The 25,515-nt window shown below is 55.6% G+C and carries 21 protein-coding genes and 2 pseudogenes; 9 read left to right on the top strand and 14 right to left on the bottom strand.

Features of this window, described 5'->3' with window-relative positions:
- Positions 1-10: 10 nt before the first annotated feature.
- The 10 genes and pseudogenes from C9422_RS18330 to tssI form a co-directional block, all read right to left on the bottom strand.
- A pseudogene (locus C9422_RS18330) lies at positions 11-2,263 on the bottom strand (RHS repeat-associated core domain-containing protein); the annotation flags it as partial.
- Positions 2,264-2,391: 128 nt separating this feature from the next.
- Positions 2,392-2,664, bottom strand: coding sequence for a hypothetical protein (locus tag C9422_RS18325; protein WP_116581644.1), 273 nt, complete (start codon positions 2,662-2,664; stop codon positions 2,392-2,394).
- 313 nt (positions 2,665-2,977) lie between these two features.
- Positions 2,978-3,406 (bottom strand): hypothetical protein, encoded by a 429-nt coding sequence (locus C9422_RS18320; protein ID WP_116581643.1) that lies wholly within the window; start codon positions 3,404-3,406, stop codon positions 2,978-2,980.
- A gap of 314 nt (positions 3,407-3,720) precedes the next feature.
- Positions 3,721-4,092, bottom strand: a complete 372-nt coding sequence (locus C9422_RS18315) for a hypothetical protein (RefSeq protein ID WP_256589982.1) — start codon at positions 4,090-4,092, stop codon at positions 3,721-3,723.
- Between the two features lie 276 nt (positions 4,093-4,368).
- Positions 4,369-5,109 (bottom strand): annotated as a pseudogene (locus C9422_RS18310) (RHS repeat domain-containing protein); the annotation flags it as partial.
- Between the two features lie 19 nt (positions 5,110-5,128).
- On the bottom strand, positions 5,129-5,446 hold the full coding sequence (locus C9422_RS18305) for a hypothetical protein (protein WP_116581641.1): 318 nt from the start codon (positions 5,444-5,446) through the stop codon (positions 5,129-5,131).
- The gene (locus C9422_RS18300) at positions 5,446-9,627 is read right to left on the bottom strand and encodes an RHS repeat-associated core domain-containing protein (protein WP_116581640.1); all 4,182 of its coding nucleotides are present in this window, start codon (positions 9,625-9,627) and stop codon (positions 5,446-5,448) included. Before C9422_RS18300 ends, C9422_RS18305 begins: the two co-directional genes overlap by 1 nt.
- 3 nt (positions 9,628-9,630) lie before the next feature.
- Complete coding sequence (locus C9422_RS18295) at positions 9,631-10,098, bottom strand: DcrB-related protein (protein WP_116581639.1); 468 nt, start codon at positions 10,096-10,098, stop codon at positions 9,631-9,633.
- A 39-nt stretch (positions 10,099-10,137) separates the two neighbouring features.
- Positions 10,138-10,722 (bottom strand): hypothetical protein, encoded by a 585-nt coding sequence (locus tag C9422_RS18290; RefSeq protein ID WP_116581638.1) that lies wholly within the window; start codon positions 10,720-10,722, stop codon positions 10,138-10,140.
- Between the two features lie 11 nt (positions 10,723-10,733).
- Positions 10,734-12,584: a type VI secretion system tip protein TssI/VgrG gene (gene tssI, locus C9422_RS18285; protein WP_116581637.1), complete on the bottom strand. Its 1,851-nt coding sequence runs from the start codon at positions 12,582-12,584 to the stop codon at positions 10,734-10,736.
- 711 nt (positions 12,585-13,295) lie between these two features.
- Between tssI and C9422_RS18280 the strand changes: the two genes are divergently transcribed.
- The 6 genes from C9422_RS18280 to C9422_RS32570 all read left to right on the top strand — a co-directional run bounded on the left by C9422_RS18280 (position 13,296) and on the right by C9422_RS32570 (position 18,504).
- Positions 13,296-14,756 (top strand): DUF6861 domain-containing protein, encoded by a 1,461-nt coding sequence (locus tag C9422_RS18280; RefSeq protein WP_116581636.1) that lies wholly within the window; start codon positions 13,296-13,298, stop codon positions 14,754-14,756.
- Positions 14,757-14,764: 8 nt separating this feature from the next.
- Positions 14,765-15,094 carry a hypothetical protein gene (locus tag C9422_RS18275; RefSeq protein ID WP_116581635.1) on the top strand — a complete coding sequence of 110 codons (330 nt, stop codon included), beginning with the start codon at positions 14,765-14,767 and terminating at the stop codon, positions 15,092-15,094.
- 136 nt (positions 15,095-15,230) lie between these two features.
- Positions 15,231-15,635, top strand: a complete 405-nt coding sequence (locus C9422_RS18270; protein ID WP_256589981.1) for a hypothetical protein — start codon at positions 15,231-15,233, stop codon at positions 15,633-15,635.
- Between the two features lie 89 nt (positions 15,636-15,724).
- Positions 15,725-15,958, top strand: coding sequence for a hypothetical protein (locus C9422_RS18265; RefSeq protein WP_116581634.1), 234 nt, complete (start codon positions 15,725-15,727; stop codon positions 15,956-15,958).
- A 433-nt stretch (positions 15,959-16,391) separates the two neighbouring features.
- The gene (gene tri1 / locus C9422_RS18255; RefSeq protein WP_165824789.1) at positions 16,392-17,519 is read left to right on the top strand and encodes an ADP-ribosylarginine hydrolase Tri1; all 1,128 of its coding nucleotides are present in this window, start codon (positions 16,392-16,394) and stop codon (positions 17,517-17,519) included.
- Positions 17,520-17,595: 76 nt separating this feature from the next.
- Positions 17,596-18,504, top strand: a complete 909-nt coding sequence (locus C9422_RS32570) for an immunity protein Tsi6 family protein (RefSeq protein ID WP_256589980.1) — start codon at positions 17,596-17,598, stop codon at positions 18,502-18,504.
- A gap of 63 nt (positions 18,505-18,567) precedes the next feature.
- On the opposite strand, the gene C9422_RS18245 is transcribed toward C9422_RS32570, so the two are convergent.
- The 4 genes from C9422_RS18245 to C9422_RS18230 form a co-directional block, all read right to left on the bottom strand.
- Entirely contained in the window at positions 18,568-18,777 is a 210-nt protein-coding gene (locus C9422_RS18245; protein WP_256589979.1) for a hypothetical protein, read from the bottom strand.
- 72 nt (positions 18,778-18,849) lie between these two features.
- Positions 18,850-19,323, bottom strand: a complete 474-nt coding sequence (locus tag C9422_RS18240) for a hypothetical protein (protein ID WP_116581633.1) — start codon at positions 19,321-19,323, stop codon at positions 18,850-18,852.
- 5 nt (positions 19,324-19,328) lie between these two features.
- Positions 19,329-19,553: a hypothetical protein gene (locus C9422_RS18235; RefSeq protein ID WP_116581632.1), complete on the bottom strand. Its 225-nt coding sequence runs from the start codon at positions 19,551-19,553 to the stop codon at positions 19,329-19,331.
- Positions 19,554-19,774: 221 nt separating this feature from the next.
- Entirely contained in the window at positions 19,775-21,940 is a 2,166-nt protein-coding gene (locus tag C9422_RS18230; protein ID WP_116581631.1) for a M48 family metallopeptidase, read from the bottom strand.
- Positions 21,941-22,641: 701 nt separating this feature from the next.
- Between C9422_RS18230 and C9422_RS18220 the strand changes: the two genes are divergently transcribed.
- The 3 genes from C9422_RS18220 (at position 22,642) to tssC (ending at position 25,509) form a co-directional block, all read left to right on the top strand.
- Complete coding sequence (locus C9422_RS18220; RefSeq protein ID WP_007978741.1) at positions 22,642-23,394, top strand: hypothetical protein; 753 nt, start codon at positions 22,642-22,644, stop codon at positions 23,392-23,394.
- 68 nt (positions 23,395-23,462) lie between these two features.
- Positions 23,463-23,996: a type VI secretion system contractile sheath small subunit gene (tssB, locus tag C9422_RS18215; RefSeq protein WP_007978739.1), complete on the top strand. Its 534-nt coding sequence runs from the start codon at positions 23,463-23,465 to the stop codon at positions 23,994-23,996.
- Positions 23,997-24,006: 10 nt separating this feature from the next.
- Entirely contained in the window at positions 24,007-25,509 is a 1,503-nt protein-coding gene (tssC, locus tag C9422_RS18210) for a type VI secretion system contractile sheath large subunit (protein WP_007978737.1), read from the top strand.
- Positions 25,510-25,515: the final 6 nt, after the last annotated feature.

Here is a 25,515-nt window from a genome sequence, read left to right as displayed (position 1 = left end):
TTTTCCACCTTTAAAGCAACCGACCAGTTATGGCATCAAGTTTAAATAGCCCGCCTTCTAGACCCTGAGCAGCCCACGTTTGAACATTTTTCACGCCAAGCGCCAGATCTATATCAGTCAAATTATTTAGGTTATTGTTAAGTTTCACCAACTTGTTTTTTACAGCTTCAGTGTACTGACCGTGATTCGACCAGTGCCCCGGCATGCCAGTAGTTTTGGCTAGATCTTTTGAGCCAGGTAGAAAAATCCCATTGGACGCCCCATCCGGATCCCAACCAATTTTGTTCAGCCTACCAAACATTTTTTTGAACTGAGTACTTTTTATCAGCTCTTCGGGTATCAAATGGTGATTTGCCATTCCATCGCCGGTACGTGCTCCCATGTTGTTACCTAACTTCGTAGAACACCAACCTAATGGATCAACCCAGTTATTAGGGCTTGGTGCATACGAGTAAAAATTCATGCCTCCTGATAAAGAAATCGGATCCTGCGTAACAAACCGCCCCACCTCCGGATCGTAATACCGAAACGTGTTGTAGTGCAGCCCCGTCTCATCATCGAAATACTGCCCCTGAAACCGCAGGTTCTGCTCGACTTCATTGACCGTCAGCTTCTCAACCGAACCCCAAGCCTTGTACGTCGCCTGCCAGACAATGCTCCCGTCCGCGTCAGTCATCTCCAGCGGCGTACCAATCTGGTCGGTATGGAAGTAGTAAAGCTGCTGCTCCCCACCCTCCTCCTGGTCGACACGCGCCAACGGCGCATAACTCCCCGGCTCATACAGGTACAGACTGCTCCGCCCCGGACTTTCCTCCCGCAGCATCCGCAAGCCTTGCCACAGGAAATGCTTCTGCTCGGTGACGCCATCGACCTCTGACACCTTGGCAACCCGCCGCCCCAAGCTGTCATACCGATACGACCCGGTACTCTCCAATTTGCCATTGACCATCGTCTCAGCTTTGACGAGGCGGTTTTCGCAGTCATACGTGAACGTCTGCAGCCGGTTCATCCCGCTGCGTTTCTCAATCAGGTTGCCCCACGCATCGTAGGCATACTCCTGATCCCGCCAGCGTTTCAGGCGGTTGTCCTTGACGTGGTCAAACTGGCTGGTGTTGAAGTTCAGCCGGTTCGCTGCGGCGTCGTAGCGGAATTCTTCGCTGTCGATCAACTGGCCGGTGTCGCGGCTGTGCAGTTGGCCGTTGGCTTCGTATTCGTATTTGATCTCGCCGCGCAGTTTGTCGAGGGTGCGGGTCAGTTCGCCGGCCGGGTCGTATTGGTGGCGGCGGTGGATCGGGTTGTAGGCGTGCTCGACCAGCAGGTCGGGCTGGATGCCGGGGTTGTGGAGGCGCGAGAGTTTTTCCGCCGGCAGGCGCGAGGCGAACTGCCAGCTCTTGCGGCCCATCGCGTCGTAGCCGAAGCAGCTGGTGAGGGTGCCTTGGGTGCGCAGGACTTCGCGGTGCAGGTCGTCGCGCTCGATGTCGCTGATCAGTTGGCCGTCGAGGTTGAGTTGATGCAGGTGGCCGCTGCCGTAGTACAGGTGGTTGAGGTGTTGGCCGGTGGGCAACGTCAGCGTGGTGAGGTTGCTCAGGGGGTCGTACTCGTAGGACAAGGCGCCTTGCGCTGTGGTCTCCTGGATCAGGCGGCCGAGCAGGTCGTAGGAGAATTCGAGAGTTTCTTCGCTGACGCCGAGTTGCTTGCCCTGCGCGCTCGGCAGGCGCTGGATCGACAGCAGGCGATCAGCGTCGTCGTACGCGTAATCCTGACGGGCATCGGCATTGAGCTTGGCCAGCAGCCGGCCGATGCTGTCGCGCTCGAATTCGGTGCGGCGCTGTGGCCGTTCGCCGCGCTCGCCGTAGCCGGTTTCGTCGACCTGGGTCAGATGTCCGCCGAGGTTGTAGCTGAAGCGCCGGGTCAGGTTGTCGATGCGCTTTTCTTCGACCAACCGGTCGGACGCATCGTAGGCGAACTGGTACGCCGCGTTGTTTTCGTTGATCAGTGCCGTCAGGCGAATCGCCGGGTCGTACTCGTAGCGGATGCGCTGGCCCTTGGCGTCCTGGCGGCTGCTCGGCAGGCCCCGGGCGGTGCGTAGCAGGCGCGTGGTCTGGCCTTTGCCGTCGGTATGGCTGAGCACCTGGCCGAGGGCGTTGTAGGTAAACGATTCGGCGCTGCCGTCCGGGTGATGGATGCGCAGCACTTCGCCGTCGGGCTTGCGTTCCAAAGTGTTCCACCACCGGCATTTGGGCTTGCGGCTGGCGTCGATTATTACTATAGAGAAAGCGACTGAGACAATTTTGGCAGACACTTTTTTCGATTAGTTTTAAAAGAGCGATCGACAGAGGGTATTAATGACCGTATCAAAAACTGAAATAGCGTTAAAAAAACATCAACCACTTAAGGCCTGACAACCAAAAAATTATTAACCTCCCTCTGTGCAAAATCCATTTTTTCAAGCAATGGATTTTCATAATCACTATATATTTCCAAATATTCCCTAGGCGAAAATCCGATCAAATTATCGGTCAAATTTCTTCGAAGCAAGAGCACAACTACCCTCTCGTAATCTTCGATAATAGAGCGAAGATCCGTCCCCCCACGCACTGCCTGAATTTGTTCCAACTCAATTAATATTTCTCGCAACAACTCTATCAGATCAGCTTCTTTCATCTCACGCCCCTTATATAGCGCTTATATTTCCAATGCCTACAATCCAATTTTCTGGCCGATTTTGCGGCATGAGTATTTGGTCCGCCCCCCTTTGAATACTGTTCCTGCCTTGGTAATCTGTGGCGCCACCGCCCCCATATTAAGTGTCGTACCCTTGGGAATAAGAATTTTAGCCTCAAATTGCCGTGTATTTTTCCACTCACCGACTGGCCCTTAGCCTATTGGCGCTGCTCAGCACTGCTCGGGCGTGCATAGCAGCCGGAATCGCTGACCGAAGATGCAGACTCAACGACATCTAACTTCCAAAGCGCACTTAATACGATGGTGTCAAAACCCCAATCTCTCCAGAAACAGCATCAAACGAAAACCTGAAGTCCTGATCATTTATATTTACAAAAAAACACAACAGCCCCGAAACATAATATACATCTGAAAATACGCCCCCTTTTATCATGGTACCAGCCAGAGCACTAACATCCCACATCACTTCACCGTCAGGCTTAACAACCAACGCCTTGTTTTTCTCAGCATTAAATGGAGAAACAACCACCGCTATTCCAGTACCACCTATTAGTAGCTGAGGAATTAGTTTTTCGGCGCTCTCAATTTTATATAAGCGCCCCCAAAATGACCATGACACTTCCTTTGGGAGTAATTCCCAAACGCTTAAACCTTGGGGATTAGCCTCGCGATCATAATTCCCAAGCCCATCGACTACCGTAAAATCACTTACATCACTCATTCAACCCCCACAGCTAATAGAATGTATAGCTCTCCTTTCCCACCACGAGAGCTACAAAGTCACCATCCAAGCTATCAGGATAACGGATACCATCTCTGCCACATTTTTAAAGAGATCTTGCACTGCTATCGATTTCTCAAACTACTTATTGAATATAGCCCGTACGCACTTCTAATCTAATATATATATCATTCCGCCAAGAATTATGGCGAGCAGACCAGCTCGCCTTTTGCTTGTAACCACTGTTAAAAACTGGTTTAGCGCACCAAAAAAAAGCAACATTCGCGATATCGCTAAAAAATTAGCTCTATCGACTAAGAAGTTAGCTTTTTCAAGCCCTGCGAAAGTCGATTGGTATTATTTACATCACCTCCCTTATCTAAATACGAGAACCAGCCAGGAATTACTTTCTTGAAAAGCTCAACACATTCAGGCGCAGCATCGTTTTTTTTCAAAATACACTCAAGATCCAAACTTCCATCCAATTTAAAAGGATTAGTAAATATGAGATTATTGCCTTTTAAAAAGCCCAGCAACACTGCGAGCTTTAAGATCATTCGCTCTTGGTATTCTTTGCTTTTGTTTCGGCTAAGCAGCATAGGAACACTACATAACGTAAAATTTAAATCAGCCACAATAACACCTATATTTTGCTCGTATAACAGTAGACACATCAGAAACTTCAATAAGCTTTTTCGTCCCAGGATCCCTTACAAAAATACGACCTGCCTCTCTATTCCGGTCTTCCTTGAGGAGTTGCCCAGTTTTATCTGCCGCAAGGCTAGTGATCTCCTTGGCAGTACCTGAGCCATCTGAATTTTTGACGACGAAGTCGAGCCGACGCCCCTCGCCAGTAAGCGGATCCTTTGCAACTTTTCCATCAGCAGTGCGCAGATATCTTTCACTGAGAACATTTTGCTTGTTTCTTTAGCCAGTGCCGTACCAGCTACCTTGTTTGGAATACAGTTCCAGCCCCAAGGATCAATCCACCCATTCGTGTTGGGAGCGTAGGAATAGAGATTATCCCCTCCCAACAACCCAATCGGATCCTGCGTAATAAATCGTCCAACCGGCGGATCGTAATACCGAAACGTGTTGTAGTGCAGCCCCGTCTCATCATCGAAATACTGCCCCTGAAACCGCAGGTTCTGCTCGACTTCATTGACCGTCAGCTTCTCAACCGAACCCCAAGCCTTGTACGTCGCCTGCCAGACAATGCTCCCGTCCGCGTCAATCATCTCCAGCGGCGTACCAATCTGGTCGGTATGGAAGTAGTAAAGCTGCTGCTCTTCACCCTCCGCCTGATCGACACGCGCCAACGGCGCATAACTCCCCGGCTCATACAGGTACAGACTGCTCCGCCCCGGACGTTCCTCCCGCAGCATCCGCAGGCCTTGCCAAAAAAAGTGCTTCTGCTCGGTCCGACCCTTGACCTCTGACACCTTGCCAACCCGCCGCCCAAGGCTGTCGTACCGATACGAACCGGTACTTTCCAGCTTGCCGTTGACCAACGTCTCGGCTCGCACCAGCCGATTCTCACAGTCATAAACAAACGTCTGCAGCGTGCCCATGCCGCTGCGTTTTTCAATCAGGTTGCCCCACGCATCGTAGGCATATTCCTGATCCCGCCAGCGCTTGAGGCGGGTGTCCTTGACGTGGTCAAACTGGCTGGTATTGAATTTAAGCAGGTTGGCGGTGGCGTTTTGGTGCTACCTCAACTAATCACTTAGACCTGATTTTTTTCAGTTCTTTCTCTAATCCCACTACATCTGATCGGTCACCTCCACGGTCAATTTTCTGAAGCCATGCTGGTACTGCTTTTTTAAAAAGCTCTACTCCTTCCGGGCTAAGATCAGATAACTTAACAATGAAATCCATTTTCAAACCCCCAGCATCATCAAAAGGTTTATTTGCAATTAACCCCTCCCTCCACAAAAAACCTAACAATGCCATTGATGTATCAATGACGTGCTGCTTATACTCTAAATTCTTATTCCTACTATACAACATTGGAACACTGTACTTTGTAAAATCGACCATTAGTCCACCCTTATTAATCTAGAAACATCCGAAACTTCAATCAACTCTTTTGTCTTAGGATTTCGCACAAACATACCGCCAGCCTCGCGTATTTCTTGCTCTTTGATAAGCTGGAGCGTTTTATTTGCCGTTTTACTAGTCACTTCAATTGGCTGCCAACTCCCATCGGAACGCTTAACGACGAAATCCACGCGCCGTGCAGTGCCATCCGGACCTTTTACAATTTTTCCTGTAGCGTCTCTCAAGTAGCGCTCTTTCAAAACATTTTGCTTGCCGAAAGTAGCCTCCAACCTACTACCCACTCTAGCTTCTCGAGCAGTGCCAGCAACTTTATTTGGAATACAGACCCAACCCCAAGGGTCGATCCAGCCAGTAGGGTTCGGGACATACCGGTAAAGATTGACTCCACCATCCAACCCAATCGGATCCTGCGTTACAAACCGCCCCACCCCCGGATCGTAATACCGAAACGTGTTGTAGTGCAGCCCCGTCTCGTCGTCGAAATACTGCCCCTGAAACCGCAGGTTCTGTTCAACTTCATTGACCGTCAGCTTCTCAACCGAACCCCAAGCCTTGTACGTCGCCTGCCAGACAATCTCCCCATCACGGTTCGTCATCTCCAGCGGCGTACCGATCTGGTCGGTGTGGAAGTAGTAAAGCTGCTGTTCCTCACCCTCGGCCTGATCCACCCGCGCCAACGGCGCATAACTAACCGGCTCGTAAATGTACAGGCTGCTCTGCCCCGGACTCTCCTCCCGCAACATCCGCAGGCCTTGCCACAAGAAATGCTTTTGCTCGGCTTTACCGTTGATGTCGGAGACCTTGGCAACCCGCCGCCCCAGGCTGTCGTAACGATACGAACCGGTACTTTCCAGCTTGCCGTTGACCATTGTCTCAGCTTTGACGAGGCGGTTTTCGCAGTCATACGTGAACGTCTGCAGCGTGCCCATGCCGCTGAGTTTCTCAATCAGGTTGCCCCACGCATCGTAGGCATATTCCTGATCCCGCCAGCGCTTCAGGCGGTTGTCCTTGACGTGGTCGAACTGGCTGGTGTTGAAGTTCAGCCGGTTCGCCGCGGCGTCGTAGCGGAACTCTTCGCTGTCGATCAACTGGCCGGTGTCGCGGCTGTGCAACTGGCCGTTGGCTTCGTATTGGTATTTGATCTCGCCGCGCAGTTTGTCGAGGGTGCGGGTCAACTCGCCGGCCGGGTCGTACTGGTGACGGCGGTGGATCGGGTTGTAGGCGTGCTCGACCAGCAGGTCGGGCTGGATGCCGGGGTTGTGGAGGCGCGAGAGTTTTTCCGCCGGCAGGCGCGAGGCGAACTGCCAGCTCTTGCGGCCCATCGCGTCGTAGCCGAAGCAGCTGGTGAGGGTGCCCTGGGTGCGCAGGACTTCGCGGTGCAGGTCGTCGCGCTCGATGTCGCTGATGAGCTGGCCGTCGAGGTTGAGTTGGTGCAGGTGGCCGCTGCCGTAGTACAGGTGATTGAGGTGTTGGCCGGTAGGCAACGTCAGCGTGGTGAGGTTGCTCAGTGGGTCGTACTCGTAGGACAAGGCGCCTTGCGCTGTGGTCTCCTGGATCAGGCGACCGAGCAGGTCGTAGGAGAATTCGAGGGTTTCTTCGCTGACGCCGAGTTGCTTGCCCTGCGCGCTCGGCAGGCGCTGGATCGACAGCAGGCGATCGGCGTCGTCGTACAGGTACTCCTGACGGGCATCGGCATTGAGTTTGGCCAGCAGCCGGCCGATGCTGTCGCGCTCGAATTCGGTGCGGCGCTGTGGCCGTTCGCCGCGCTCGCCGTAGCCGGTTTCGTCGACCTGGGTCAGATGCCCGCCGAGGTTGTAGCTGAAGCGCCGGGTCAGGTTGTCGATGCGCTTTTCTTCGACCAACCGGTCGGACGCATCGTAGGCGAACTGGTACGCCGCGTTGTTTTCGTTGATCAGTGCCGTCAGGCGAATCGCCGGGTCGTACTCGTAGCGAATGCGCTGGCCCTTGGCGTCCTGGCGGCTGCTCGGCAGGCCCCGGGCGGTGCGTAGCAGGCGCGTGGTCTGGCCTTTGCCGTCGGTGTGCGTCAGCACCTGGCCGAGGGCGTTGTAGGTGAAGGACTCGGCGCTGCCGTCCGGGTGATGGATGCGCAGCACTTCGCCGTCGGGCTTGCGTTCCAGTGTGGTGGTCTGACCCAGCGCGTCGGTGACGGCGACCAGGTGCTGGCGCTCGTCGAAGCGGTATGTGGTGTTTTTACCCGAGCAATCCTGGAAGCGCTCGACCTGGGCCAGGGTGTTCCACCACAGGTATTTGGACTTGTGTGTCGCGTCGATGATCGTGTGTGGCAGGCCATCGTCGCCGTTGAGGTATTCAGTGGTGTGACCGAGGGCGTCGACTTCGGCGATGAGGTTGCCCTTGGCGTCGTAGCGGGCTTGCCAGGTGCTGCCGTCCAGGAAGGTGGTTTCTGTGACCAGCGTAGTACCGAGGTGGTACTTGTATTTGATCTGTCGGCCCAATGGGTCGGTTTCTTCAAGCAAACGCGAAAAGTTGTCGTACTTGAACCCCAACCGGTTTCCATCCGGCAGCTTGAGACCGGTCATGTTGCCCGCTTCGTCGAGGTCGATGGCGTACTGCTCACCGCCGAAGTCGCGACTGGCAATCACGCGGCGATCTTCGTTGTAGTGGATCTGGAGCTCGCGCCCCAGTGCGTCAGTGGCCCACGAGGTGCGGTGCTTGAAGTCGTAGCGGTAGTGAAAGTGTTCGCCATCGCTGGTCCAGTGCTCCACCACACGCAGTTGGCCTTCAATGGTTTCCCAGCGGTAATGACAGCTCAGGCCCAGGGCGTTGCTGTGGCTGGCCATCACACCATCGGCGTAGCTGAAGCGGCGCATCGAATCGCTGTTGCGATTGATCACCTCGATGAGTTGGCCGTTGTCGTCATAGCGATACTGCACCAGGGTTTCAACCGCCTGGTTGTCGACGACGCGCTTGACGTCGGTCAGGCGCCCCAGCGGGTTGTCATAGTGCAGGTGCACCCGAACACCACCCGTGGCGCTGATGTCGGTCAACCGGCCTTCAGTCGTGCGGGTGAAATGCAGGTAATGCCCAAGGGCATTTTCCAGGCGTTGCAGCGGGACAACGCTGTTGTCGTCCGGCACCTCGCCGAAGTAGAAGAACAGGTTGTCGAGGGTTTGCAGCAGGTAATGGCCGCCTTCGGTGCGGACCAGGTGGAGCTGCTCATAGGGGTTATAGATGCGATCACCTGGCTCCACATCCACAAAGGGCACGCTACGCCCCTGGTTATCCGTGAGGTAGACGAAGCTGCCACTTCTGCGCAGGCTTTGTTCCCAGGGCAATACCCAACCTCTGCCGAGCACGCTGTCGACGGTCAGATCGCTGGCATAGAAGCGAGACCATTCAATCGGCATGAGCCCCGGGAGCGCAAAGTCGGTTTCTCCGGACTCGAGCAATAGCTTGCGCCCGCTGGTAAGGTCGACGGGGTTGCCGCTCAAACCGCCGATTGCGCGCTCAACGGCCGGACCGATGACAAAGCGCCCGGCCAGATAGCTGGCCGCCACGGTCGCTCCAAACCTCAATGCGCAAGGCCCGGCAGCCTTCAGCCCTTGGGTCAAACCCAGTTTGTAGATCGGAACCAATGCGCGCCCCATCGAGGCGACAATCATCAGCACGTCGACGGTGACCCGAAGCCAGCCGGGTACTTCTTCGTCGACATCCAGATAGCGCTCTGTCCCGCCGCCGATGAACACATTGTTCGAGCCGCTGGAGATCTTCGCGCCACAGGTCAGTTTGTCACCCTTGCGCGAAGCCGCCACATTGTTGATGAAAACGTTGGAAGAGCCTTCGGCAACCATGACCGGCGCAGGGTGTTTATCGCACGTGCCCATGCTCAACTTTGCGTGGGCAGCATTGCGGCTATTGATGAACACATCCGTCGAGCAGCCTTCAAGCTTGATCCCCCCGGCGGGCGAACTCATTGCCGACCCTATGCTTTCGCCAATCATGGGGACGAAACTGGCAGCCAGTCCTACGGCAATTCCCAGCAGAATTCCGCCGAGCCCCGCCGTGCAGATCATGAATGCGGCTGCCGTCGCAATCGCAAGCCCGATCACTGCACCGGCGAGAAAACCGCCGAGCGCACTGGTGTGTTCAATTTCATCGCCCCAACGCGCAGCTTCGAACATGGGTTACTCCTGTTCGGCGCTGTCGGTGGACACCGTTTCGGCCTGGCGCGGTTTGAAACTTTCCAGCAGCTGCAGCCAATTCTGGTTTTGTGTAACGCTGAAATCAGCCTGGCTGGTCGTGGAAAACACAAGGATGCGACCGGGTTCGATTTCGAACGCTGCCTGCCGTTGGTAAACCGGTCGACCATCGTTCATGTAGTAAGCATCCACCTGGATGCCGGAGAACGGTTGCTCTCCGGACAGCGCTGCCGGCTTCTTGCTGAGCAAGGTATAGCCGCGCAGTTTGGCGGCAATGAGTTTTACCTGGCGCTCGATATAAGCCTTCAGATCCTCTGCCGGCAGCATGTTGTCGCGCGACAGTGTGATGTTCAGCGGCGCAGGAATGCTGTTGCCGAGCACAAACATGTTCACCGTGCGGTCCTGAAAACCTTCCGGCAAAGTGATGGATCCTTCCTGAAGCTGATAGTCCATTGGGCGTGCGTTCCGTGAATAGGTGAAAGAGGAAAAGGCTTAGTCAGCGCTGATGTTTTCGAGCATCGTCTCGAACTCGATCAGCCAATCGGCAAGCTCTGCATGAGCGGGATTGATCATTGTCGACATGCTCAACCATTGGCGCTCGTTACCATTGTCGGGATGGATGACTGCGCTGGTCGTTCTGCCGTGGCGACGCTCCTGTCCCGCCGTGAAGATATAATCCAGGGTAATCGCCGGACTGCCCGCCAACAGGCAATCGCTCTGCCGCACGATGGTGACGTCGGGGTGGTTTTTGCGCAGGTTCTCCACATACAACTGCACCGAACGTTGCAGTGTCAGCCCTTCAGGTGCAGGACGACGCTTGACACTGAACGTGACGGGATGACCTTGCTTTTCGAGCGTTGTATCGATGTCGCGGAAGTTGAAGCCTTGCGGCATTACCAGATTCAGCCCCGCGACTTTCAATTCATTGCGCGCCAATTGAAGCGGTACCACCGCTACCGGCTCAGGCTCGATGACAGCGGGCGAAGCCTCGGCAGCCTCCTGCAACTGTTGCCGCGCAAGTGTCTCGGCCGCGATCCGTTTCTCGGAAATACGGTCGTAGATACTGGTCCTGACCATGGTCTGATTTCTCACTTGTTGATATCGACTCGGTCGCCGTGGACATAGGTGTTCTTGCCAAGAATATCGATGGCGTCGCCTTTTATTTCGATGCCTTGGGGGGTCAGCTTGATACTGCTGCCGCCCACCTGAAGAATGATGTGCTGATTGGCACTGACCTGAATGAACTGGTTGTCGACCTGAATCGTCAGCGAGCCTTCCTGGACATTCATCACCGTGTCTTTCTTGATCGTTTCGGTGTGCGTGCCACCGACCGTGATCGTGCGGTTACTGCCGACACTGTGGGTCTCGTCGACCTCGATCTCGGTGTCCATGTTGCGCTCGGCATGCATGATGATTTGCTCGGCACCTGCTTTGTCTTCGAAGCGGAAGAAGTTCGCCGTGCCGCCGTCACCCTTCATCGACCGGGTCAAAAAACCACTCTGGGTCTTGTTCGCCGGCAACGACCACGGCGGGGTGTTCTGGCTGTTGTAGAGGCTGCCCATGACCAGCGGGCGGTCGGGGTTGCCGTCGAGGAACACCACCACGACTTCATCGCCTACCCGGGGAATCTGGATGCTGCCGAAGCCGCCGCTGGCACCGGACTGCGCGACGCGGACCCAGCAGGAGCTCTTGTCGTTGTGCTCGCCCTTGCGGTCCCAGTGAAACTGCACCTTCACGCGGCCGAGTTCGTCGGTGAAGATTTCCTCCCCCGGCGGGCCGACGATGATCGCGGTTTGCGGACCCGAGATGGTCGGGCGCGGGGTGGTGAGTTGAGGGCGGAAGACGATCTTTTTGCGCACGCAGGAGAAGGTGTTGTAGTAGCTGGCCTGATGCCCGTTGAGGTAGTTGTTGTGGCCTTCGCTTTCGACGCTCATCAGCAGGAACTGACGCTCATCGGCAGGGCCTTGATCGTGATCGTAATGCTGCAACAGCTCAAAGGTATAACCGGGCTTCATCGCGCGGCAGTTACTGGCGCCATGAAAGCTCTTGCCCTTGAGTTCAAGCGCTTCGACCCGCAACCGCAGCAGCGCTTCGCCTTCGTCGTAGGTGCCGTGGGTGTATTGGCCGGGGAAGTCATAGATTTCGAATTCGTCGACATCGCCCTGCTTGTTCAGGCTCTTCATGGCGACCGGCAAGCGGTTGGACGGCTGACGATAATCGAAGGTCTGGACCGCGATTTTCCCCGACTGCAACTGGCGGTTGCCGCTCCATTGGGTGATGGAGTCGGCGGTCTCGGTGACCGATGCCGTGTGGAAACGGATCTGCGGCTGCTCAGGCAACGGCACCAACGTGGTGGAGTCGTCGCAGATGATCATGGTGTGGCCTTCGGCGGTGTGCTCGAAGTAGTAAAACATCCCCTCTTCTTCCAGCAGGCGCTGGACAAAATTGAAGTCGGATTCGCGGTACTGGGTGATGTAGGTGTAATGCTTGAGTGGCTTGCTCAGGCGGAACTCGTGCCGGGAAAACGCGGTGCACAAGGCAAACACCTGGGTGACGACATCTTCCACCGTGCAACCCTGGAAAATGCGCGTGTCGAAACGGTTCTTCAGCATGGAAAACCAGGGGTTCAGCGTCGCCGTATAGCGGGCCATGCCACCGTCGCTGCCGATACTGGCAAAACGCGTGAGGTAGCCTGCCAGGTAACGAGGCGTGGTGTCTGCCAGCTCGATTTCCAGAACCACGTGCTGACCCATCATCGACTTCAGCTCGACGCCGGAGTCCTGGCACACCAGCAGCAACTCGAAGTTGTACGCACGCGACAGACCTTCAGTCCCCTTGAAGGACTCAAGCAACAATTGCTGTTCGGGGTTGGCGAGGTTCTTGAACTTGAACAGGCGCCGATTCTGCGGGGAAAGCATTGCGGCAAGGTCCATCAACATGTGTATCTCCTTGAAAACAGTGGAAAGCTACCGCCCTCTCTCAACCACTGCGCATAACGAATCAGATAAGAGGGTCAAAACCCTGTCTGCCACATCATCGATCAGGGCGAACACCTCGCCGCCCCATGTTTTCGGACTGTGGCAATTTGCAAGTCTTGTAAGCGACTGCCGGCAAAAGCTCTTCATTTTCATCGGGTTTGTTTAAACGCCGAGTGAAATTCCTCACACAAAACAAACATCAGAAACTGCGACCGCACGACAGTATGAAAGTGCCATCACTCATTAAAATACTTGAGAAATTTGTCACACTTTTGCAGGCATCACAGATGTTCGAACGCGGGAAGGAGACACCCATGTCATGCACTGTGTCAACCCGCACACCGTATATGCGCGCACTTCCACGCACCTGGAACCCGGTTCAGGATAATCCCTGAAAAATAATTATCGCCACACTGGCCAGCCAGAAACGCTGATATATCAAGGATGAACGGGAAGTTAGCGGCCACGTGTTGGCGACTAATGCCTTATTGCCATCATTGCCGAATGTAACGCGAATAACAAAAATGGGATCCATGTTGAAATCTTCTACCCGCCCCGCAGTCTGAAGTGCGGCTAATTGCCATCATTTTGGCAATGATGTGAAGTCGGATATTCGACAGCTCGACCGCAGCAACAAGGAAGCGCCTTACCCCCAAGGACAGTGACGAGTAAATGGATCTTTTAGCCAACGTGCCCAGCTGGGCCGATGTCGAACGCAACCTCGACCAGAAATTCAACGAGCTGAACCAGGGCGTCAACGACGGCTTGCAGAGCGTGCACGACAACTGGAACGGCTTCACCCGGCGTGTCAGCAATGGCGCGAGCCAGGCCTACGGCTACATGGGCGGTCGTCGCATCGATGCGGTGCATCAGGCGATGACCCTCTCCTACCCGATCATCCAGATGGACCTCAAGCGCAAGTGGGCCTCGATTGAAATCGAGCAGATCCTGCCGGTGCTGCTGCAACTGGTCAAAGAAGTCTCGATGATTCTCGGCGGCAGCGTGGCGATCGGCACCGTGGCCGGCGGCGCAGCGGGGGCCTTCGCATTTGGAATCGGCGCCGCCCCGGGAGCCGCTGCCGGGGCCGGTATCGGCCTGCAGGTCGGCAACCTGATCCTGATGGGCCTGGGCCTGTCCGCCATCGCCGAATATTTTTACCAGGGCCTGCCCGCCTGCCTCTCGACCTTGCAGGAAGGCATCGCCACGGCCTGGCACGCCGAAGAAGGCGTCAAGCCGTCCGGCCTCGACCCCAGCGGCGGCTCCGCCGCACTGGTCCAGGAACGCGTCGAACGCGCGGCACGACAACTGGCTCGCGGGCAGGAGCAGCTTGTACTCCTGTTGCTCACCGCCATCGTCACCTACCTGACCCGGGGCCAGATGAAAGCCGGTGTGATGAACAGCATGGAAAACATCGCGACCCGCAGCGCGAAGCTTCAGGCGGAGATATCGAACAAGCAGTTGGCGGGTTGGCTGGCAAGGAATGAGCAGAAGTTGCTGGCTCGGGATGAGTTGCGGGTGAAGGAGCCGGCGCCCCTTCAGAAGGCCGAGCCAGAGACAATGCGTGAATATTACGCCAAGCAGGACCCTGACTTCGTTTCGGTGGAGGATCAGATCAAGAAGGTCAAAACCTTCCAGACCAAGGGCCTGTCGAACGAGCAAATCGAAAGCTTCCTGAATACACCCGACGGAGAAAAACTGCTGGGCAAACTGCAAGCGGCTGCCCCTGATGCTGACGCAACAACCATCTACTCACGGGCGTTCGACCAGGTAGCTTCCGGCTCTACCATCCCCGAAGTAAGATTAATGGATTCGCCCCTTGTGAAAATCGTTCCCGAAGGTCAAGGCGTTTCACCTTACTCGCCGTTCTTTACCACTCATGAGGAGCTACAGGCTGCCGCAAACTCCGGGAGGACATTGGCTGATTCGTTCGGATTGCCGTTGAGCAGCGAATCAACCACCTATTCGATCTACGAGATGGCACCATTGAAGCCAACCGAGGTTTTTGTCAGTAAAGTCGCACCTACATCAGAATTGAGCGGTGCAATCCAGAGAACCGGTGAATCATTCCAATATCTGACACCTAACCGTGGCGAGTGGGGAACACCAAAGTTGATCGGAACCACAGCTAACTAGAGCCTCCTATGGATATCGAAAAACTGAAAGAAAAGACCCTGAAGCTACGGGCTGCCATCGATGCATTAAAGGCAAAAGACCCTGCTGCAGCTAAATTGGATCTAGAACTGGCCTCTCTGATGGAGTTGGCCGAGCGTGGTCAAATCCGCACACCTATGGAATGGCGGGATATCCCTGGACGCTATCTGTTCACTGAAGAGGGGTTGCAGCAATATGCAGAGCTTGAGCATGCTTTTGCGGAGTTTAAAATCGAACTGATCGGAGGAGAATCCCCTACGCTACGTCGACTAAAAGCCCAGATGGAAGAAAAAAAGAACAGTAATCCGAAACCTACATAAGCACAAAAATGCCATAGCTTTTCAAAGTCATAGACTTTGAAAAAGGCCGCTACAAGCAATGAAACCCACGGCGCTCTCGAATGGATTGCCAAAGCCGCGGCTACTCGAAATTCAATATCATTCAAGGAGAATGCAGTTGAAGCCCTACTATTTAAATTTCCGTCCTATAGCCCTTGCAACTGCACTTCTTGTTACACCCCCTCTCCATGCCCAAGATGCCGACACCGTCCTCGCAGAAGTCGTCCAGCAACAGCAGAAAAGCCTGCCCATCATGCTGGACACGGCAACACGCATTGACGACATAACCTTTGCGGACCGTACGATCCTTTATAAAATGACGCTTGCCGGGTACGAAGGTCGCCCGGGCGAGCAGATTTATTATCAGAACTACCTGACACAGCAAATCAACAACAGCTTGTGCAGCCAAACTGCTTATCTATTGGTTTTGGCACTTGGCAACAAAATCACCTATCAGTACGCCAGTTCGAACGCACATCCGATTACTGAAATCACACTAAAACCGGGCGACTGCAAAAGCTAACACACCCCGTGTGTTTCAGTACCTGCAAGCAGGAGCACATAATCGATAACAGTGAAGAACAAGGCATAATACAACGCGGTGAGGATTGAATGGCTATTCAGAAAGGCGAACGCTTCGCCAACGAAGACATTTTTATTGACTACCCATACGAAGAAGTCACCTATCGATGGGATCATCATTCGAAGCAGGTATTCGTACGTTTCTACGGCAACGAAGAGAACAGTCAACCAATCCCTCATGACAACCGTTTATTCAATGAGGCGCTGTGCTGCGGTGAGGAGATCACCCGCCAGGACTACAATAGAGGTCGCCTCCGCCGATGATGGTGGAGCAAAACATGAGTCAGCACAGATACAGCAGGGGGCTAACAACGTCCCTTGACGTTGGCACAATTGATAGGCGTGACGAATGCAGCACATGACAAATTCACATCTGATCGAACTGCTTATTTCGCTTAAAGATATATTTCATACTGAGAACTGCCGACATTTTGATGCAGGCATAAACTCGATAATCCGCCTACTTTCCAGCAACCCCTTACCGAATAGTAATGAGTGGGCGCAAGCGACCTCGATGTATAGAACAATGGCAGGCAGTAAATCAGGTTTCTCAGACGTCTACATTGATCAAGGTACTGCGGAGCAGCGAACCGCAGCCAACGCCAGACTGGATGCTATTCGACAGATGTTATGGGACGCATTTGAACGAGCCTGAACTCATACGATTCGTCGTGACAGATCATTGCCTGGTGCCGAGATGTTTAAAAACCTAATTGATCTCAGAAGCTCAAACGAAGCGCTGACCCAATACACTGAGCGATACGACCACCTGCTCCCACCGCCCTCTCCTCAACTGCGCCAGCGCATGGATTACATGTTGCAGCCGGACGCACCCAGATATCCGAACAGGAAGCCTGAGTGGCTGACTTCCAGGCCTTGCACCCTCACTGAAGAGCAGGCGCTGGACCGCGCAAAGGGTTGCCTGCTGGGGCTCTCGATTGGCGACGCCGTGGGTACAACGCTCGAGTTTCTGCCCCGTGATCGTGAACATGTCAGTGACATGGTTGGCGGTGGCCCCTTCAAGCTGAAACCGGGTGAGTGGACTGACGATACGAGCATGGCACTGGCTCTCGCAGACACTTACGTGGCAAACAATAAATTCGATTTCCGCGACTACACGCAGAGGCTTTGTCGCTGGTATACAAATGGCGAAAATAGCCATAACGGAAAATGCTTTGATATTGGCAACGCCACTCGCGCTGCGCTTGAAGGTCGATTGGCGCAGGGCGTCGACTGGTACGGCAACGATCATCCATCCACAGCCGGCAACGGATCGATCATCAGGCTGGCACCGACCGCCATCTTCCGTCGCCACTCCTTGTCCGGTACCTGGCGAGAAAGCGCGGCACAAAGCCGCTGCACTCACAAGGCTGCAGAAGCCGTAAATTGCTGCGAACTGCTCGGCGCTCTACTGCACCTGGCCCTCAATGGCGCGGACAAGGAAGAAACCTTGTCTTCAATGGTTCGCGCCTTGTATCCCCGCCCCTTGATCATCAACGCTGGCGAATACAAACAAAAAACCCGCGATCAGATCCGCTCCTCCGGCTACGTCATCGATACGCTGGAGGCAGCTCTGTGGGCGGTCTGGAACACCGACAACTTCAAGGATGCAATCCTGTTGGCGGCCAATCTGGCGGACGACGCCGACAGCGTGGCAGCGACCGCCGGCCAGATAGCCGGGGCGCTGTACGGGGTGACGGGCATGCCTGAGGAATGGGTCAAAACGGTCGCCTGGTCAGAACACATTCAGGACCTGGCGCAAAAATTATTCGAAAGCGCCCCACTCCATGACGAGATGGACGAAGTGATTTATGGGAATCACTGAAGCGGCAAGTACTCCCTGGAAATTCTTGTCAGCGGATAGTTTTACTCAAAATCAAAACACTTGAACGGCTACCCTCATGTCAAAACTACTGCAGCGCTTGAAAACCTTTTTCGTGCAAAAGACCGCTCCTCCACCCGCCCCCACCGAGCAGGTTGTCGATACAGCCACCTTGACCGAAGTGGACAAGCCACCTTCCCGAATGGAAAGGAACCTGTCCTGGCTGCCGATCAATTGTGAGCCAGAAGTGTTTGTACCGTTGATGCCCCCCGCCTGCCCGGACCTGACGCTAGTGGATGCCCTCCTGTTGCAGCGTTATCGGGTATTCGTCATCGCAAATGACCGGGCCGGATGGACATCAGAGACCACGATAAACCGCGATTACGCCAGCCAACTGGCGCGGGACCTGTACGGCAAAGCGACAGATCTTGGCTATTGTCGAGGCACCGAATCCTCGTTCGAAATTTATTGGCTCATACAATGTGCGGCCATTGTTTCGCTGCTGGCCCATGGACCACAATCGGAACAATTCCTGACCTATAGAAAACATGTTGATTCAAATCGAGACTCTGCCCGGATCGGAGAGCAGGTTCGAATGTTTGATCAATACGTGGCGTCGCGCAGCAATCAAAGCGCTGGTACCGAGAGGGACCACCTCTTGAAAACGCCGATAACCGCCCTCGACTACATCGACAATGCGCTAGCCATCACCGCCCTGAGATACAACGGCTGTCCAGAATTCCAGATTTATTCAAGCTCGTTAATCCAGTTGCAATTCATCAAGAACGTGTTGCTGGGCGTTGAAAAAGATAAAGCCCGGCTGCACGATTTGACCATCGGCGTTTGGGCCGGCAAAGAGTTTGAAGCCGACGATCCTGAACTTGCTGGTGTACTGGGGGATGCCTTCTACATAGGCATTCAGATCGCACGCGGCCTGAAGATTCAGCTGCCTAACGGATTGCCGGCGGAAAGTCTTCCTCGTACATAGCATTAAATACTGGGTATTGAGTTTTTTATCGCCCCGGCGGAACCGAATCAACTGTAACTGGACTCAGCGCTTTTTCTTGTCGAGCGTCGCATCGGGTGAAAAGAAGGAGCGCGAAGCCACCTCAGGCATGGGGGCGTCGTCTTCCAGCAGCAGATTCAAGTGCTCGGGCGTCCGCAACAACGCCGTCTTGCTCGCCCGCTTGAGCATGCGCAACGAGAATGGCAGCAGGCACGCCATCAATACGACCAGCCCCCCGCCAGCAACCACTATCATCGATTTGCCGATGCAGTGGCCGGCGCTGGCGATTGCGGTTGTCTGCGCGGTGATTGCCTTGCTGAAGCAAACTTACCGACCGCTCGCCAAGGGTGGTCGCGTTTCGACTTGTTCAAGGCTTACACGGTAGGTGGTGTAAGTGTCGCCGTCTTCAAGGTAAAGGTTGCTCTGGTAATTCGAGACTGCGCCTTTGAGTTTGATGTACAGGCCGTTGGAGACACGCTGGATTACCACGTCTTTCAAGTCAGTGTCCGAGACCAGGAAGGGCGGGGTCTTTGCGAGGAGCACCTTCATCGTCTCATTATTCCTGCCGTCGCCATTGTTGACGTAGAACCTCAGGCTTTTGGGCTCATCTGCATCCCTGGCATCTTGAACGATGTAGATCGACTGCCCCGGAATGAAGTCTTGCTTCAGGACTATCTCAGAAGGAAACTCCGGTTTGTGCAGGTACGCATAGATGACAACGCCTACAAGGCAGAGCATAAAGATAATCGCGAGATACTTTTTAACTCTGACTACAAGCGTTTGCAGTTCGGCCTTATTCATGGGATTCAACTGTAATCGAAGGTGAATAGCACCAAGCCTTCAATCGGCTCGTAGAACATGACGATCATGTCCGCGCCGGCCGGGTTTACGGTGCTGATATCCAAGCTGAACAAAGGGTGCAGATGGTTGGCCAGCTCCAGTTGATCGGCGACAAACACGTCTTCAACAGGCGGGAACGGCAGTATGCCAGTGGGGACTTTGGTGAAGTCGGGGGTGTGATAGTCGCTCATCAGAGATTCTTCCTTGTGGGTCGCCACGGATCGAGCACTTTGGGTATCAATGGCTGTCTTGGTAAGCGCCCAGCGTGGCGCAGTGGCGACATTTGAACAGGTAGGCGGTAGGCCCATGATCCTTATCCAGGACATTGAAGAACGCTTGCCACTGCGGACCGTCCTCCAAGCCTGTTGAGCCATTGAACCCGGAACCCCACGCTTGCCAATGCTGAAAGCCTTCAAGCCTGCTCGAATCGCTGCTGCAGCAAGTGCCGCGCAGTGCCTGCATTCAGATAGGTGCCAATCAGGTCTGCCAACTCCTGGTCCTTGAGTTTTTTGTCGTCACGGCAGATTTGAAGCAGCTGCAACTGGACCCAGCGTTTTTTCCTGTTAAGTTTCGCATCCGGTGAAAAGAACGAACGCGAGGCCAACTCAGGCATGGGGGCGTCGTCTTCCAGCAGCAAATTCAAGTGCACCCCGTGCCCCACTTGCAGACCAAAATCGGCAACGTGCTGTATTGGCAATGGCGCCTTGAAGTTGGCGAACACGAAGTGCTCGGGCGTCAGTAGCAACGCAGTCTTGTTCGCCCGCGTGAGCATACGCAAGGAGAGCGGCAGCAGGAACGCCATGCTGATCAAGAGCAGAATGCCAACCAACTTCATTGTGGAATCCGCGTCCACGAAAACCTGCGGTAACAGGTACGGCAGGATCAGCAGGCCCAAACCCAACACCATGAAGAGCGAGAGGCAACCCAGGGTAATCCACCCGCGCAATCGTGCGCCCTCATGCAGTCGGACTTCCTCCATGGCATTACCGGCGTGGCTGCGCAACTCCTGCACAACCGCCGCATCCTGCTCCACGTAGTGGCCGAGAAAGTCCTCGGTAATGCGCGCACGCAATGCCTGGGGATCGGCGAAATAGTGATCCATCGCGGCGCTGGCCTGTGCCGCGATGATCGGTCGGGTGCCACGGCTGACGGCCTCTTCGACCGTGACTTGCAGGGACGCCAGCCGCTCGCGGTTGGAGGGGTGAGTGTCCGACGGATGAGGCAGGCTGGCTGCCATTTCTTCCTCGGGCAGGGTCAGCGGCTGCGCGGCCAGTTCCTGCAGCACGCTGCCTGGCAAGTCGCGGGTCAGGACGTGTTCGGCGCCGGGGTTGGTCGCGTGGACCACATGGGTCGAGACACCCTGGTGCAACAAGGGGTCGATGGCAGAGATGCGCACCAGCGCCGAAGCGATGGCGATGTTTCCCGTCAACTGCGCACCCGCCGCGTCCGCCGCCAGCTCCCGCACGCGGCTCCAGTGGTTCACTGCATGATCGAAACGCTCCATGAAATACTCACCGAGCATGAAGGCCGGCCACAGCGTCGTGCGTTGCAGCACATCGCTTTGCAGCATGGTTTCGGCAATCACCCCGAGACTGCGGCCGATACCCTCGTAGATCGGTACGAAGCGCAGGCTGTACTCGGTATCGGCACCGGCGAAGTGCGCCAGTTCGTGACCGATGACCGCGCCGGTTTCTGCCGAATCGAGCAAGCCCAGGTACATCATCGGCACGTGCAGGGTGCGCCCCTTGAGCGCGGTGCCTGACGGGAGCAGGTTGACGTCGCTGGAGGTGACGTAAAAGCCTTCGGTCATGCCCAGCACGATGTGCTCGGGTGCCAGCGCGCCGAGTTGATCCGCCAGTTCGCGAACAAAGGCCCACAGCGCGGGCGCCTGTTCCGCTGTGACCACCTGGCCCAGCACGCTCATCGGCGTGGACTGGAACATGTGCAGCATGACCGGCAGCTGCTTGCCCATCTGCCAGATCGAATACAGGAAACCGAGCATCAGCATCAGCACGATGAGCATCAGCTTGAATTCACCAGTGGCCATTTTCCCCATGTGCCACAGCCCCAGGCCTTCGAAACCGAGGATAGCCGCCACCGCCGCGCCCATGGCGACGATGTGCCCCACCAGCAGGTACGGCAACAGGCGGCTCACTAGGCTGAAGGTGTGCAGCAATCGTTCACGGGAATGACTGGCGCGGGCACCGGCCCAACGCAAACCCAGCAGTCCCAGCACACCGACCAGCGAGGCCAGCAGGCCGAGGGCGATGACGCCCTTGGCCAGGTTGTTCATCACGGCTGCCACCGGTTGCAGGATGGTCAGTTCATGCTCGACTTGGGTAACGAGCGACAATGCCTGGTGAACGCCCATGCTCTCACCGTTGATATCGACCTTGGCCGAGCGTGAGAACGGCTTGGCGACCATCGCTTCGATTTCGGGACGCATCACGCCCAACTCGGCTTTGGCTTCGGCGAAGTCCCGAATACTCTCGGTACTGCGTTGCAACTCCCAAACGCCAAACAAACCAAGGCAAAGCGGCAGGAGAATAAGTACGGCAATGAGTTTCAACGTTCTCATGAGACAGGGCCTCAATAGTCGCGTCGCCAGATATCCGTGGCGAGCATAAATTCCATTTAACAAAGGCCCGAAAGGCCTCACGCTATTGCACGGCCCGACATGAAAGTTACGGGGTGCAGTCGTACCTGGCGCGTTATACAGAAATATCGACGATATGTAACGCCATATTGCCCGAACACTTGTTCAGCAATGGAAAGAACGCCTTGTATATCCCGGACATCCTGAGATGCCATCACTTCCTTGGCGGCTATATGACACTCATCCTGCAATCTTTTCTACAACGGACCCTCAAGCGGGTATTGGGTGAACCGGTTCACCTTTTTCAAATTATTTTCAATTAAAAATTGGATCCATTACCTGCCTGAAACCATTGAATTAATTGGGTTTCAGACACTTTCTCCATTCAGACCCAGCAAGTGATGGCAACAAGACATCATTGCGACCTGTATCAAAAAAAAGAAAAAATCCGCGCCTCGTAGGAACTTTCCTACAGATCCTGTTGCCATACACGGCGTTACTGGCAACTCGACATCCATATGCCAGCATCGCACTCCCAATGATTCCTGGCAGTGTGATTTTTTGATGTCAAACATCAGCAATCACAACTCGTGAACAGGTGTTCACTCGAGAAATTAGTCGCTGCGCACGCACTCCCGTTATATCCGGGTAGTGGTCGCGAAGTGTTCAAGGACGATGTACCGATGACTCAGACGTTTTTTGATGTTGAAGCATTGATCCAGCTGCGAAGCCAGACCCGGGCCATTTCCGATGCGCTCAAGGCGCAGGCTTCGGATTATCTGGCGACCCTGGCTTTGCTGATTCGTCCGCAAGCGTTTTTCGGTGAATACCTGCAGGGCGCGCAACGCAGCAGCGGGCGCGAGACCCAGCACCATTTCAAGGAACTCAAGGAGCTCTTCGACCGCATCGGCTCGGCCGCTCCGTTCCAGCTGGTCAATGAACTCGAAGTGCCCCTCAACCTGCTCAGTACGACCCCGCAATTGTTTGCGCTGGAGTACGACAAGGTGCTGTCCCAAAGCGGCCAATCCATTCGCATCACCAGCCCCGTGCGCTGGGTGGTGGGCTTCAGTTCGTTCGACCTGGCCCGTTTTCGCACCGTCATCAAAGACCCCAATCGCAGCAGCGCCGAGCTGTACCGCTTCGTGGTGCATTACCTGGTGCTGTTCTACTGCCTGAGCAAGTCGCCCGGCATCAGCCGCCTGCTCGAAGGCCTGCGTTTCCCCGTCAGTTTCGAACGCTTGAAGGAGTTCGGCGACCTGCCCTTCTGCGTCATCAGCTCGCCGGTTCGCTCGCAGTTGCCCGACGAGGCCGTGATCCGCAGCAGCACCCAGATCGCCGGCAACACCAGCTTCGAAGAGCTGGTGGGGCACGCCAACATCATGGAAATGAACGATGAAATCCGTCAGCGCCTGCTGCTGACGATCGAAGGAATGTAACGCGCTCGGCCACCCATTGAACCGACACGCAAACGACTTGCAGCGAATTGTTCGCACAGGAGATCACGATGGCGAAGAAGGAAAGTACCCAGCACAAACTCGACCGCGTCCGCGCGCCTCGGGTCCATATCACCTACGACGTGGATATCGGTGACGCTCAGGAAAAGAAAGAGCTGCCCTTTGTCGTCGGTGTGCTGGGCGATTTCTCCGGCAACCCGCTGGAGCCGCTGCCGAAACTCAAGGACCGCAAGTTCATTTTCATCGACCGCGACAACTTCAACGGCGTGCTCAAGGGCATCAAGCCGCGCCTGACCTACCGCGTCGACAACACCCTGGCGAAAAACGGCACGCAGCTGGGCGTCGAGCTCAACTTCAACGCCCTCGAAGACTTCGAACCGCAGAACGTGGTCAAGCAGGTCGAACCGCTGCGCAAGCTGCTGGAAGTGCGCAACAAGCTGGCGGACCTGCGCAACAAGATGGGCGGCAACGACAAGCTCGAAGAGCTGCTGATGGACGTGTTGCAGAACACCGAGAAGTTGAAAACCCTGGGCAAGGAATTCGGCCGTGAAGCCGCTGTTCCGGCCACCGACGGCAAAGCGTAGGAGCCTGACGATGAACGACAAGCAAACCGTGACTCAACAGGACAGCACGCTGGTTGAAGTGGACAGCTTCACCGCGCAATCCTCGTTGCTCGACAGCATCATTTCCGAAAGCCGCGTGGCCCGTTCCGAGACTGAACGCACCCGTACCCGCGACCTGATCGGCGAACTGGTCAACCAGATCCTCGAAGGCGAAATGACGCCGAGCAAGGACCTGATCGCCGTGCTCGATGCGCGCATCGCCGAGATCGACGCGATGCTCTCCGAGCAAATGAACGAAATCATGCACGCCAGTGAGTTCCAGCAGCTGGAAGCCTCCTGGCGCGGCCTGAAGTATCAGGTGGACCAGACCGAGACCAGCACCACGCTGAAGATCCACTTGCTCAACGCGTCGAAGAAAGACCTGGTGCGCGACCTCAAGGCCGCTTCCGAATTCGACCAGAGCGCGCTGTTCAAGAAGATCTACGAAGAAGAATACGGCACCTTCGGCGGTGCACCGTTCGGCATGCTGCTGGGTGACTACGAGTTCAACCGCAGCCCGGAAGACATGTACCTGCTCGAAGAGATTTCCCACGTCGCCGCGGCCGCCCATGCGCCGTTCATCTCGGCGGCCTCGCCTGAGCTGTTTGGCTGGGATTCGTTCACCGACATGTCCGGCCCACGGGATCTGGCGAAGATTTTCGACACCGTCGAATACGCCAAGTGGAAGTCGTTCCGCGCCTCCGAAGACTCGCGTTATGTCGGCCTGACCCTGCCCCATGTGCTCGGTCGCCTGCCTTACGGCCCGGATACCACGCCGGTCGAGGAATTCAACTTTGTCGAAAGCGTCGACGGCCGTGACCACAACAAGTACCTGTGGATGAACGCCGCCTACGCACTGGGCACCCGGGTCACCGATGCGTTTTCCCGTTACGGCTGGTGCGTGGCGATTCGTGGCGTCGAGGGTGGCGGTCTGGTGGAAGGCCTGCCGACCCACACGTTCAAGACCGATGACGGTGAAATCGCCCTCAAGTGCCCGACCGAGATCGCGATCACCGACCGCCGTGAAAAAGAGCTGTCGGACCTCGGCTTCATTCCGCTGGTGCACTGCAAGGGCACGGACTACGCGGCGTTCTTCGGCACCCAGTCGGCGCAGAAGCAGAAGCAGTACAACACCGACATCGCCAACGCCAACGCCCGGCTTTCCGCGCAGTTGCAGTACATCTTCGCCACCTCGCGCATCGCCCACTACATGAAGGCGATCATGCGCGACAAGATCGGCAGCTTCGCCTCACGCAAGGACGTCGAGCTGTTCCTCAACAAGTGGCTGTCGAGCTACGTGTTGCTGGACGACACCGCGAGCCAGGAAGCCAAGGCCAAGTTCCCGTTGCGCGAAGCCCGCGCCGAGGTGTTCGAAGTGCCGGGCAAGCCGGGGGTGTACAAGGCCGTGACCTACCTGCGCCCGCACTACCAACTGGACGAGCTCACCGCTTCGTTGCGCCTGGTGGCTGAATTGCCGCAATCGACCCGCGGCTGATCATGC

Source organism: Pseudomonas sp. B1(2018) (assembly GCF_003097365.1).
Classification (GTDB): Bacteria; Pseudomonadota; Gammaproteobacteria; order Pseudomonadales; family Pseudomonadaceae; genus Aquipseudomonas; species Aquipseudomonas laurylsulfatiphila.
Note: the sequence above shows the minus strand (reverse complement) of the source record. Positions and strands in the feature narration are given on the sequence as shown.